Origin of the sequence: Guyparkeria sp. WRN-7, assembly GCF_001641825.1 — a bacterium.
Taxonomy (GTDB): domain Bacteria; phylum Pseudomonadota; class Gammaproteobacteria; order Halothiobacillales; family Halothiobacillaceae; genus Guyparkeria.
This window is the reverse complement of sequence record NZ_LRFH01000001.1, coordinates 1-11,840: the sequence shown is the minus strand read 5'-3', so window position 1 is coordinate 11,840 and position 11,840 is coordinate 1. Positions and strand designations below refer to the sequence as shown.

Genomic DNA, 11,840 nt, shown 5'->3' with positions numbered 1-11,840 from the left:
CAATGGTCCTGATGCTCGACAACTACGACTCGTTCACCTACAACCTGGTCCAGTACCTGGGCGAGCTGGGTGAAGAGGTCTGGGTCGCGCGCAACGACCAGGTCACGATCGAGGAGATCGAGGCCCGGGCGCCGAGCCACATCGTCGTCTCGCCGGGGCCCTGCGATCCGGATCAGGCCGGCATCTCGCTGGAGGTGATTCGCCACTTCGCCGGCAAGCTGCCCATCCTTGGCGTCTGTCTCGGTCACCAGGCGATCGGTCAGGTGTTCGGCGGGCAGGTGGTGCGGGCCCGCGAGGTGATGCACGGCAAGGTCTCGCCGGTCTATCACACCGGCGAAGGCGTCTTCGAGGGGCTGCCGAACCCGTTCGAGGCGACCCGATACCACTCGCTGGTGGTGGCGCGCGACAGCCTGCCGGCCGTGCTCGAGGTTACCGCCTGGACCCAGTTCGACGACGGCTCGGTCGACGAGATCATGGGGTTCCGCCATCGCGAATACGCCATCGAGGGCGTGCAGTTCCACCCCGAGTCGATCCTCACCCAGCATGGCCACCAGCAGCTCAAGACCTTCCTACGCTACCGCTCCGGCGTGCGCGAACTCGCGCAGGCGTGAGCGGGGCGCCTGACGAAACATCCCCGCAGGGCCGCCGCGCCGCGGTGCTGATCCTGGTGATCGCCGGGCTGTTGATGCTCGCGCCGTTCACCGTCGATGCCTACCTGCCGTCCTTCCACGCCATCGCCGACGAGTTCGGCGTCGGCCAGGCAGCCGTCCAGCAGACCCTGAGCCTCTACCTGCTCGCTTTCGGCTCGATGATGCTGTTCTACGGGCCGGCCGCCGACAGCTTCGGCCGCAAGCGGGTCATCCTGCTGGCCCTGCTGGCCTACGCCGTGATGACGGTGCTGGCCGCCATCTCGCAGAGTCTCGTGCAGCTGATCGCCGCCCGCGTCGGGCAGGGGCTGGCGGCCGGTGCCGGGGTGGTGATCGGCCGGGCGCTGGTGCGCGACCTGTTCGCCGGGGCCGATGCCCAGCGGGTGATGGCCAATGTCATGCTGGTGTTCGCCGCCGCGCCGGCGGCCGCGCCGATCATCGGCGGCTGGCTGCACGAATGGTTCGGCTGGCGCTCGGTGTTCTGGTTCCTGTTCGGCTTCGCCCTGTTGCTGGCCCTGGCGATCTGGCGGCTGCTGCCCGAGACGATCCGGCCCGAGGCACGCCAGTCGTTCGCGCCGCGCTTCGTCGCCCGAAGCTACCTGCGCGCCTTTTCCCATCCGCGCTACATGCAGCTGATCGTGGTGTTCGCCCTGCTGTTCGGCGGCATGTTCCTTTATGTCGCCGCCGCCCCGGTGATCCTGATCGACCACCTCGGCCAGCGCGAGACTGACTTCTGGAAATTCTTCGTGCCATTGGTGACCGGACTGATTCTCGGCAGCCGCATGACCCGCTGGCTGGCCGGAAGGCTGAGCATGACTGCGACCATGGCGCTGGGGCTCTCGATCAGCGGGCTGGCGGTGCTCTACAACCTGCTGCAGGTAAGCCTGCAGCCGGCCGACCAGGTGCACGGCGTGTGGCTGACGGTCACGCCCATCACGCTCTATGTCATGGGCATGGCCACCACCATGCCGGCGCTCAATATCACCGCGCTCGACTACTGGCCGGCCCAGCGTGGCCTGGCCTCGGCCCTGCAGGCCGCGACGCAGATGGCCTTCGCCGGCATCGTCTCCGGGGTGCTGGTGGCGCAGCTGGCCGACTCGCTGCTGGCACTCGCGGTCGGTATGGCGACGCTGTATCTCGCCGCGTTGGCGATGTGGGGCTTCTGGTGGCGCACCGACCGGCGGATGTCGTCGGGGTGACCGGCCGGCTTTGATAGAATGGCTCGCAATCTTACCCATCCCCGCCAGGCGGGGTTGCTTCACATTTGACGAGGAAACGACAAGATGGCCGGTCACAGCAAGTGGGCGAACATCAAGCACCGCAAGGCGGCGCAGGACAAGAAACGCGGCAAGATCTGGACAAAGATCATCCGCGAGATCACGGTTGCCGCGCGCACTGGTGGCAATGCCGACCCGGCGGCCAACCCGCGCCTGCGCCTGGCATGGGACAAGGCGCTCTCCGCGAACATGCCCAAGGACACCATCGAACGCGCCGCCAAGCGCGGTGCCGGTGATCTCGAGGGGCAGGACTTCGTCGAGGTCAGCTTCGAGGGCTACGGGCCGGGTGGCGTGGCGGTCTACGTCACCGGCATGACCGACAACAACACCCGGACGGTCGCCGACGTGCGCCACGCCTTCTCCAAGAACGGCGGCAACCTCGGCACCGACGGCTCGGTCTCGTTCCTGTTCTCGCGCCTCGGGGTGCTCTACTACCCGCCGGGCAGCGACGAGGACCCGGTCATGGAGGCGGCGATGGAAGCGGGTGCCGAGGACATCGAGGTGTTCGACGACAACTCGATCGAGGTGACCACCACGCCGGAGACCTACAGCGACGTCAAGCAGGCCATGATCGACGCCGGCCTGCCGCCCGAGGAAAGCGAGGTCACCATGCGCGCCGCGACCAACGCGCCGGTGGAGGGCGAGACCGCCGAAAAGGTGGTCAAGCTGATCGACATGCTCGAGGACCTCGACGACGTCCAGGACGTCTACCACAACGGCGAGATCCCGGACGAGGCCTATGCCTGAGCAACCGGCAGCGCAACCCGTCGCCCGACGGGTGCTCGGCATCGACCCCGGCTCCCGCGTGCTGGGGCTGGCGGTGATCGAGTTCGCCCGTGGTCGGGCGCGCTGCCTGGGGCTCGCGAGCCAGCCCCTCACATCTCATGGTGACTTTGCCGCCCGCATGGGCGGCGTTTTCGATGCGGTTTCCGAATGGATCGAGACCCATCAGCCGCACGAGTGCGCTATCGAGCAGATCTTCATGTATCGCAGTGAGTCCTCCTCGCTCAAGCTGGCCCAGGCCCGCGGCGCGGCGCTCGCGGCGGCGACACGACACGGCCTGCCGGTGGAGGAGTACATGCCGGCGACGGTCAAGCAGGCCGTGGTCGGCAGCGGCAAGGCCGACAAGAGCCAGGTGGCGCACATGATCCAGCGTCTGGCCGGTCTGGACGAATTGCCCTCGGCCGACGGGGCGGATGCCGCCGCCGTCGCGCTTTGTCACTGCTATCGCAGCCAGGCCTTCGGCGGCGTGGCCGCCGGCGGGGGCAATGCCGAGGCCCGCGAGATCCTGCGCGAGGCCTCGCAGCGACGTTATCGCCGTCGTAGCGACTCGCGCGGCTGGCGTGACATGGATGCCGCGGCGCTGATGGCCCGCGCCGCGGCCAAGTCGGGAGGACGGAAATGATTGGTCGTTTGGCCGGGCGCGTGCTGACGCGCAAGCCGCCATTCCTGCTGGTGGACGTGCATGGCATCGGCTACGAGGTCGAGGCGCCGATGTCGACCTTCTTCGCCACCCAGGGTGAGGACGACGTGGTCCTGCACACCCACCTGGTGGTGCGCGAGGACGCCCAGCTGCTCTACGGTTTTGCCACCGTGCGCGAGCGCGACCTGTTCCGTGCCCTGATCAAGGTCTCGGGCATCGGCCCGCGCATGGCGGTGGCGGTGCTTTCGGGCATGTCGGAGGCACAGTTCCGCGACTGCGTCATGAACGACGACGTCACCGCGCTGACCAAGGTGCCGGGCATCGGCAAGAAGACCGCCGAGCGGCTGATCATCGAGATGCGCGACCGGCTCGACAAGACGCCGGGGACGGCCGCTCCGGCGGCCGTCGGCGGCGTGCCCGCCGAAGAAAGCCCGCGGGACGAGGCCCTGAGCGCGCTCGAGGCGCTGGGCTACAAGCCGGCCGAGGCCAATCGCATGATCACCCGGGCCGAGAAGGAAGGCGCGGCGGATGCCGAGGCCCTGATCCGCCTCGCCCTGCGACAGACGGTCAAGTAAGCCATGGCTGAACCGATGGAAGACGCGCGTTTCGTCAGCTCCGAGCACCGCCCCGACGAGGAGGCCCTCGAGCGGGCCCTGCGGCCGCGGAAACTGGCCGACTACATCGGCCAGCCGGCAGTGGTCGAGCAGATGGAGATCTTCGTCCCGGCCGCGCGCAATCGCGGCGAGCCGCTCGACCACGTCCTGATCTTCGGTCCGCCGGGGCTGGGCAAGACGACGCTGGCGCACATCATCGCCAACGAGATGGGCGTGAGCCTCAAGCAGACCTCCGGCCCGGTGCTCGAGCGCCCCGGCGATCTCGCCGCCCTGCTGACCAACCTCGAACCGGGCGACGTGCTGTTCATCGACGAGATCCATCGCCTCTCCTCGGTGGTCGAGGAGATCCTCTACCCGGCGATGGAGGACTACCAGATCGACATCATGATCGGCGAGGGCCCGGCAGCCCGTTCGATCAAGCTCGACCTGCCGCCGTTCACGCTCGTGGGTGCGACCACGCGGGCCGGCATGCTGACCAACCCGCTGCGCGATCGCTTCGGCATCATCCAGCGGCTCGAGTTCTACGAGGTCGATCACCTGGTGCACATCGTTGAGCGCTCGGCCCGGCTGACTCAGTTGGAGATGGATGCCCACGGCGCCCGCGAGATCGCGGCGCGCTCGCGCGGCACCCCGCGGATCGCCAACCGGCTGCTGCGGCGGGTGCGCGACTATGCCGACGTCAAGGGCGGCGGCCGCGTCGATCGCGACATCGCGAGCGCGGCCCTGGACATGCTCAAGGTCGACCGGCGCGGTTTCGACCACCAGGACCGGCGCCTGCTCGAGACGCTGCTGACGAAGTTCGACGGCGGGCCGGTGGGGCTGGACAACCTTGCCGCGGCCATCGGCGAGTCGCGCGACACCATCGAGGATGTCCTCGAGCCCTACCTGATCCAGCAGGGCTTTCTGATCCGCACGCCGCGCGGACGCATGGCGACCCGCCAGACCTGGGAGCACTTCGGTTTCACGCCGCCGGCGCAGTGGTCGGTCGATCTCGCCGAACCGGCGACGGGGACGCCTCGCGATGATGCGTAAGCGGCTCGACAAACCGTCGCGAGCCGCCCGATTGCAAGGAGCCGCGCAGTGAGCGACGAGACATATCAAGCCGATAGGCGAGGAGTGAACGAGCACGCGATGCCGCAATCGGGTGGCGCAGTAGGTTTGTCGAGTCGCGACGTCTTTCGTTGGCCGGTGCGTGTTTATTACGAGGACACGGACGCCGGTGGCGTGGTCTATCACGCCCGCTACCTCAACTTCTGCGAACGGGCCCGGACCGAATGGCTGCGTGCCCGCGGATGGGAGCAGGATGCGCTTCGCGACCAGCAGCAGGTGGTGTTCGTGGTGGCCCGGGCCTCGCTTGAATATCGCCGACCGGCACGATTTAATGACTCGCTCCATGTCACCTGCGAGGTGGCACGCCTGCGTGCAGCGGCCATCGACTTTACCCAGCGTGTGGAACATTCCGCCGATTCCTCGGTCCTGTGTGAGGTGTCGGTGCGCGTGGTCTGCGTCGATGCCGAGACCTTTCGTCCCAAACCCATACCCGAGCCGATCCTGGAGTCTTTCGCGTGAATTCCGATCCATCCGTCGTCGAACTGATCACCGGGGCAAGCCTGCCCGTCCAGCTGGTCCTGATCATCCTGGTGCTGGCCTCGATCGGCTCCTGGGCGCTCATCTTCCACAAGGCGCGGGTCTACAAGCGTGCCGTCAGCGGCGTGCGTCAGTTCGAGCGCAGCTTCTGGGCCGGCGGCAGCCTCAATGACTTCTACGACCGCATCTCCCGCGAGGCGCGACCGCGCGAGGGGCACGAGGCGATCTTCGAGGCCGGCTTTCGCGAATTCCAGCGGTTGCGCCAGGCCGAGGAGCGTCGCCATGACCATGTCATCGGCGGCGTCGAGCGCGCCATGCGCGTGGCCGAGAACCGCCAGATCGACCAGCTCGAGGAAGGCGTGCCGTTTCTCGCCACCGTCGGTTCGGTCAGCCCCTACGTCGGGCTGTTCGGCACCGTCTGGGGGATCATGAGCGCCTTCATGAATCTCGGTGCAATGCAGAGCGCCACGCTGGCGGCTGTTGCCCCGCCGATCGCCGAGGCGCTGATCGCCACGGCCATGGGCCTGTTCGCCGCCATCCCGGCGGTGATCGCCTATAACCGCTACACCCAGCGCGTCGACTGGCTCGCCGGGCGCTACGAGAACTTCATCGACGAGTTCCTGGGGCTGCTGCAGCGACAGCTGGGAGGCAAGTAAGCCATGGCGCGGCGGACACGACGGACACGACGCATGGTCGCCGAGATCAACGTCGTTCCCTATATCGACGTGATGCTGGTGCTGCTGGTCATCTTCATGGTGACCGCGCCGATGCTGCAGCAGGGGGTGGAAGTCGAGCCGCCGCAGGCATCGGCCAGCCCGCTCGAGGAAAGCGACGAGCCGCCCCTGCTGATCGTCGTCAACCGCGACGGGGAGTATTTCGTCAACAAGGCCGACAACCCGGACGCCCCGGTCAGCCTGTCGACCGTGACCGAACTGGTCGCGGCCGCTCGCCAGGTCGATCCCGACGGGCCGGTCCTGGTCAAGGGTGACCGGGAGTCCAACTACGACAACGTGATGCAGGCCATGGTGGCCGCCCAGCAGGGTGGTGCGACCAAGGTGGGGCTGGTGACCGATTCCCGGCCGACCGAGACGAACGCGGAGGAGCGCTGACCGATGTTGCGGATGCTCGCGCGGATGCCTGGTGCCGTGATCGCGGCGGTCCTGCTGCACCTGTTCTTGGCGCTGGCGATTGTCTTCCACGAACTCTGGCAGCCCGAGCGTGTCCAGCCCAGTGGTGAGGCGACCGATCTGCCGACCATCGAGGCCGAGTCGGTTTCCTCGGCGGCGATCGAGAAACAGGCCGAGCGGATGCGCCAGCAACGCGAGGCGCGCGAACAGGAAGTCAGGGAACAGAAGCAGGCCGCCGAGGAGGCGGCCGCCGCCCGTCGTGCCGAGGAGGCGCGCGCCCAGCAGCTGGCCGAACTGCGCGAGAAGCGCGAACAGGCCGCCAAGGCCGAGGCGGAGCGACTGGCGAAGATCAAGGAACAGCAGGCAGAGATGGAGGCCGAGCGCCAGGCGGCGCTTGAAGAAGCCAAGGCTGCCCGCGAGGCGGCGCAGGCTGCTCAGGAGAAGGCCGCGGCCGAGCGCCGAGAGGCCGAAAAGGCACGCAAGGAGGCCGAGGAGGCCGCCAAGCGCCGCGCCGCCGAGGAAAAGGCTCGCGAGGAAGCCGAGGCGGCGCGCAAGGCGGCCGAGGAAAAGGCGCGCAAGGAGGCCGAAGCCGCTCGAAAGGCGGCCGAGGAGCGCGCCCGCAAGGAGGCCGAAGAAAAGGCGCGCCGCGAAGCCGAGGAAAAGGCGCGTCGCGAGGCCGAAGAGAAGGCCCGCAAGGCCGCCGAGGAAAAGGCGCGCAAGGAGGCGGAAGAGCAGGCCCGGCGCGAGGCCGAGGCGGCTCGGAAACAGGCCGAACGAGAGGCGCGCGAGCGTGCCCTTCGCGAGCAATTGGCCGCGGAGCAGCAGGCGCGCGCCGAGCAGGATGCCCTCGGACGCTGGGCGGCGGCCATCCAGGCGAAGGTCCGGCGCAACTGGCAGCGTCCGCCCGGCGCCAAGGTCGGCTGGACTTGCAGCGTGACGGTGCGCCAGGACAGTAATGGTCGGGTGCGCGACGTGAGCGTGGAGCGCTGCGACGGTGACCGCTTGTTCGAGCGCTCGGTGGTGCAGGCGATCGAGGCGTCCTCGCCGCTGCCCGAGCCGGAGCTCGAATCGATTTTCCAGGAAGAACTCACATTGCGCTTTAAGCCGGAATAACGGGGTGATCCCGGGGTGATTGTCATGAACGTAGTGGCCTTAATTCGTCGCGCGCGGCGCGTATCCGTCATGGTCGGGACACTGGCCGGGATAGCGGTCCTGTTGATGACCGGTCCAGCCCGGGCGGCGCTCCAGATCGATATCACCGGCGGTACCGAGACCGGCGTTCCCATTGCCGTGGTGCCGTTCGATCAGCCCGGTTCGGTGGACGATCTGGCACAGATCGTCAGCGACGACCTCGCCCGCTCCGGCCTGTTCGCTCCGATCGGCCGTGGCGCCATGCCGGGGCAGCCGGTCTCGCCGCAACAGCTGCGCATCGATGATTGGCGTGCCGGGGATGCCCGCTACGTGGTGATGGGGCAGGCCGAGGCGCAGGGCGACCGCCTGAAGGCCCGGTTCTACCTGATCGACATCAGCTCCGGCCGGCGCCTGGCCGGCAGCCAGATCACGGCGGCCACCTCGGCCGATCGCTCGGTCGCCCATCGCATCAGCGACATCGTCTACGAGGAGCTGACCGGCGATCGTGGGGCGTTCTCGACTCGTCTGGCCTACGTCACCGAACGCGGCCGTGACGACAACAAGGTGTTCACCCTGCAGATCGCCGATTCGGACGGGGCCAACCCGCGCACCGTGCTCCAGTCGCCGTACCCGATCATGTCGCCCAGCTGGTCGCCCGATGGCGGCAAGCTCGCCTACGTGTCCTTCGAGGGCAACCGCTCGGCGATCTGGGTGCAGAACCTCTCCACCGGTGATCGCTACCAGCTCACCGACTACCCGGGCATCAACGGTGCGCCTGCCTGGTCGCCGCGGGGCGACAAGATTGCGGTGACCCTGTCCAAGGGGAGCAATCCGGACATCTACGTGATCGACCTGGATACCCGCCGCCTGACAAAATGGACGCACTCGGGCGCCATCGAGACCGAGCCGAGCTGGTACCCGGACAACCGCAGCCTGGCGTTCACCTCCGATCGTTACGGTCAGCCGCAGGTGTTTCGTCAGAGCGGGCCGGATGACCGGGCCATGCGCCTGACCTTCGATGCGCCTTACGCCGCCGGGCCGCGCGTTTCCCCGGATGGCGAGAACCTGGCGCTGGTCGTGCGGAACGACAACGGCTTCTTCGTCGCCGAGCAGACGCTTGATGACGGCGAGCGCAAGCTGCTCAGTCGTGGCGGTAGCGAAGAGCGGCCCAGCTACGCACCGAACGGGGCCATGGTCGTTTATGCGGCGCAGTCCGGCAGTGGCTCCGTGTTGAAGATTTCTCCGGCAATCGGCGGCGAGCCGCAGACCTTGCGTTACGATCGAGGCAAGGTTCGTGATCCGGTCTGGGGGCCGTTCAATGATTAAGAAAGACGACAGGAAATCCATGAGCGCATCCGTTTCTCTTTGCCGCCGGGGCTTGCCCCTGGCGGTCGGCGTTTTTGCCTGCTCGCTCAGCGGGGCGGCAATGGCCCAGGACGCACCGGGCTGGCTCAACTGGGGCGGATCGTCCTCGGAGGAGACGGCGAAGACCGCCGATGAGCGACCGGCTGTGCGCACCATGCCTGCCGACACGACGTCTGCCAGCACGGCGCCAGTGGCCAATGCCGGCGAGGCCAACCAGTCAGGGCAGGCCGTGCTCCTCCAGCGACTGATGCAGCGGGTCGACTCGCTCGAGCGTCAGATGCAGTCCGTGCGCGGTCAGCTCTCCGAACAGGAGCGCCGGTTGCAGCGTCAGTCGGAGGATATGCAGGAAGCCCTCGAGGCCGCCCGCTCGCAGCAGTCGGCCGCGGCCGGCAGTTCCATGTCATCGGCGGGCGCCCAGCCGTCCACTACCGCCCCGTCCGCGCCAGAGCAGCCGTCGGCACCGCAAGCGCCGTCCGCCTCCGCTGGCAGCGATGCCGCGGCGGCTTCGGGCGCTGCCACCGCTTCTTCAGGCGCTGCGCCAGCGACTGACGAGGAGCAGCAGGCCCTCTATAACGAAGCCTTCTCCGTGCTGAAGAGCGGCGATTACGACGCGGCGATCGAGGCGTTCCAGAAGGTTATCGACGCCAACCCGCAGGGCAGCTGGTCGCCGAGCGCGTTCTTCTGGAAGGGCGAGACCTATTACGTCAAGCAGGACTATGACGCCGCACGCGACGCCTACGCGGCATTGGTCGAGCAGTTCCCGCAAAGTCGCCGCATCCCGGATGCCAAGCTCAAGATGGGCTACATCGCCCAGGAGCAGGGCGACAAGGCGGCGGCGCGGCAGCTGTTCAACGAGGTCATGTCCGATTACCCCGATTCGCAGGCGGCCGGTCTGGCCAAGCAGCGTCTCTCGCGCATGGGTGGCGGATGAGCGAGGCGATCGCGGCAGGGACTCCATCGCTCGACCAGATGGGCGACCGCTCCACCCGCTCCCTGCGGATTACCGAGATCTTCCGTTCGCTGCAGGGCGAGTCGGATCACATCGGCTGGCCGACGGTGTTCGTGCGGCTGACTGGCTGCCCGTTGCGCTGCGTCTATTGCGACACCGCCTACGCGTTCACCGGGGGCGAGCGCATGTCGCCCGAGTCGATCCTCGACCGAGTGGCCGAGCTCGACACCCGGCATGTCTGTGTCACCGGCGGCGAACCGCTCGCCCAGCCCGGATGCATCGACCTGCTGCGACGATTGGCGGACGCAGATCACGAGGTCAGCCTCGAAACCAGCGGCGCGATGGATGTCGCCGAGGTCGATCCCCGGGTTCACGTGGTCATGGACCTCAAGACCCCGTCTTCCGGTGAGGAGACGCGTAACCGTTGGGAAAATCTCGCTCACCTCAAGTCCAGCGACGAGATCAAGGTGGTGATCGGTTCCCGCGAGGATTTCGACTGGGCTGTCGCCCGTGTCCGCGAGCATGACCTGACCCGGCGTTTCGCCGTGCTGTTCTCGCCCGTGTTCGAAGGGGTGTCGCCGCGCACGCTGGCCGAATGGATCCTCGACAGCGGGCTGGACATCCGCTTCCAGATGCAGCTGCACAAGCTGATCTGGGGTGACGAGCCGGGACGTTAGTCATGAGTGCGACACGAGAACCGGCGATCGTCCTGCTCTCCGGCGGCCTCGATTCGGCCACCCTCGCCTGGATGGCGCGGGCCGACGGCTACGCCGTGCATGCGTTGAGTTTCGACTATGGTCAGCGGCACCGTGCCGAGCTCGCAGCGGCCGGGCGCGTTGCCCAAGCAGCCGGTGCGGTCGAGCACCGCACCATTCGCATCGACATGGACGGGATCACCGGCTCGTCGCTGACCGATGTCGAACGGTCGGTGCCCGACTACGATCCGGCGCAATCCGAGATTCCGAGTACCTACGTGCCGGCGCGCAACCTGACTTTCCTGTCCTTTGCCCTGGGGTGGGCGGAGGTGTTGAGTGCACGGCGCATCTATATCGGGGTAAATGCCGTCGACTATTCGGGCTATCCGGACTGCCGGCCGGCGTTCATCGAAAAGTTCCAGGAACTGGCCAATGTCGCCACGGCCGCGGCCCACCCCTTCGAGATCCATGCGCCGTTGCTCCACATGACCAAGGCCGAGATCATCCGTACCGGCCAGGCGCTGGGTGTCGACTACGGACTGACGGTGTCCTGTTACCGTGCCGATGAGGCGGGACGGGCCTGCGGCCGGTGTGATTCCTGTCACTACCGCCAGCAGGGCTTCCGGGACGCCGGCGTGCCCGATCCGACCCGCTACGCCTGAGGCCTTTTAAGGGACGGTATCCGTCCCGATATCAGGGGGTTGCGGACGGCTGGCTGGTCCGAGCCGTCCGGTTGCAAAAAAACTGCAAAAAAGGGGTTGTCAGCCCCGGACAGCTGCGTATAATGCGCAGTCCTCAACAGGGGGTCGTTAGCTCAGTTGGTAGAGCAGTTGGCTTTTAACCAATTGGTCGTAGGTTCGAATCCTACACGACCCACCAAATTCCACCCCGACAGGGGTTGAAAGCGTGACTTCTTCCTGTAAGATGCGCGCTCCCTTCCGGCACGAGGGGCTGATCAGAAGCCTGCCGGAAGTCACCAAAAAAGATCGAAAACAGGTCTTGACAGGTGACACGACGAGCGTAAG

Annotated in this window: 14 protein-coding genes and 1 tRNA gene; all 15 read left to right on the top strand. The window is 67.2% G+C overall.

The genetic code is table 11. The annotated features are described in order from the left end of the window. Positions 1-2 precede the first annotated feature (2 nt). The 15 genes from AWR35_RS00075 (at position 3) to AWR35_RS00005 (ending at position 11,694) form a co-directional block, all read left to right on the top strand. Positions 3-611: an aminodeoxychorismate/anthranilate synthase component II gene (locus AWR35_RS00075; RefSeq protein ID WP_058573929.1), complete on the top strand. Its 609-nt coding sequence runs from the start codon at positions 3-5 to the stop codon at positions 609-611. After that, entirely contained in the window at positions 608-1,846 is a 1,239-nt protein-coding gene (locus tag AWR35_RS00070) for a multidrug effflux MFS transporter (protein WP_156413878.1), read from the top strand. The genes AWR35_RS00075 and AWR35_RS00070 overlap by 4 nt, the downstream gene beginning before the upstream one ends. An 84-nt stretch (positions 1,847-1,930) precedes the next feature. Beyond that, the gene (locus tag AWR35_RS00065) at positions 1,931-2,671 is read left to right on the top strand and encodes a YebC/PmpR family DNA-binding transcriptional regulator (protein WP_058573927.1); all 741 of its coding nucleotides are present in this window, start codon (positions 1,931-1,933) and stop codon (positions 2,669-2,671) included. Then, positions 2,664-3,329, top strand: coding sequence for a crossover junction endodeoxyribonuclease RuvC (ruvC, locus tag AWR35_RS00060; protein WP_066185003.1), 666 nt, complete (start codon positions 2,664-2,666; stop codon positions 3,327-3,329). The genes AWR35_RS00065 and ruvC overlap by 8 nt, the downstream gene beginning before the upstream one ends. Further along, the gene (gene ruvA, locus AWR35_RS00055) at positions 3,326-3,922 is read left to right on the top strand and encodes a Holliday junction branch migration protein RuvA (protein ID WP_058573926.1); all 597 of its coding nucleotides are present in this window, start codon (positions 3,326-3,328) and stop codon (positions 3,920-3,922) included. The genes ruvC and ruvA overlap by 4 nt, the downstream gene beginning before the upstream one ends. A gap of 3 nt (positions 3,923-3,925) precedes the next feature. Next, positions 3,926-4,993, top strand: coding sequence for a Holliday junction branch migration DNA helicase RuvB (ruvB, locus tag AWR35_RS00050; RefSeq protein ID WP_231723525.1), 1,068 nt, complete (start codon positions 3,926-3,928; stop codon positions 4,991-4,993). 99 nt (positions 4,994-5,092) lie between these two features. Next, the gene (ybgC, locus tag AWR35_RS00045; protein WP_156413879.1) at positions 5,093-5,530 is read left to right on the top strand and encodes a tol-pal system-associated acyl-CoA thioesterase; all 438 of its coding nucleotides are present in this window, start codon (positions 5,093-5,095) and stop codon (positions 5,528-5,530) included. Further along, positions 5,527-6,204, top strand: coding sequence for a protein TolQ (tolQ, locus tag AWR35_RS00040; protein ID WP_058573923.1), 678 nt, complete (start codon positions 5,527-5,529; stop codon positions 6,202-6,204). The genes ybgC and tolQ overlap by 4 nt, the downstream gene beginning before the upstream one ends. Positions 6,205-6,237: 33 nt before the next feature. Next, on the top strand, positions 6,238-6,657 hold the full coding sequence (gene tolR, locus AWR35_RS00035; RefSeq protein WP_231723524.1) for a protein TolR: 420 nt from the start codon (positions 6,238-6,240) through the stop codon (positions 6,655-6,657). A 3-nt stretch (positions 6,658-6,660) separates the two neighbouring features. Next, a complete protein-coding gene (tolA, locus tag AWR35_RS00030; RefSeq protein WP_058573921.1) occupies positions 6,661-7,788 on the top strand; it encodes a cell envelope integrity protein TolA in 1,128 nt (375 codons plus the stop codon). Positions 7,789-7,893: 105 nt separating this feature from the next. After that, a complete protein-coding gene (gene tolB, locus AWR35_RS00025) occupies positions 7,894-9,132 on the top strand; it encodes a Tol-Pal system beta propeller repeat protein TolB (protein ID WP_197408081.1) in 1,239 nt (412 codons plus the stop codon). Positions 9,133-9,151: 19 nt separating this feature from the next. After that, positions 9,152-10,102: a tol-pal system protein YbgF gene (ybgF, locus tag AWR35_RS00020; protein WP_197408080.1), complete on the top strand. Its 951-nt coding sequence runs from the start codon at positions 9,152-9,154 to the stop codon at positions 10,100-10,102. Positions 10,103-10,140: 38 nt separating this feature from the next. Continuing rightward, positions 10,141-10,797, top strand: coding sequence for a 7-carboxy-7-deazaguanine synthase QueE (queE, locus tag AWR35_RS00015; protein ID WP_058573918.1), 657 nt, complete (start codon positions 10,141-10,143; stop codon positions 10,795-10,797). Between the two features lie 2 nt (positions 10,798-10,799). Further along, positions 10,800-11,477 carry a 7-cyano-7-deazaguanine synthase QueC gene (queC, locus tag AWR35_RS00010; RefSeq protein WP_058573917.1) on the top strand — a complete coding sequence of 226 codons (678 nt, stop codon included), beginning with the start codon at positions 10,800-10,802 and terminating at the stop codon, positions 11,475-11,477. A 141-nt stretch (positions 11,478-11,618) separates the two neighbouring features. Beyond that, a tRNA-Lys gene (locus tag AWR35_RS00005) sits at positions 11,619-11,694 on the top strand. Positions 11,695-11,840: the final 146 nt, after the last annotated feature.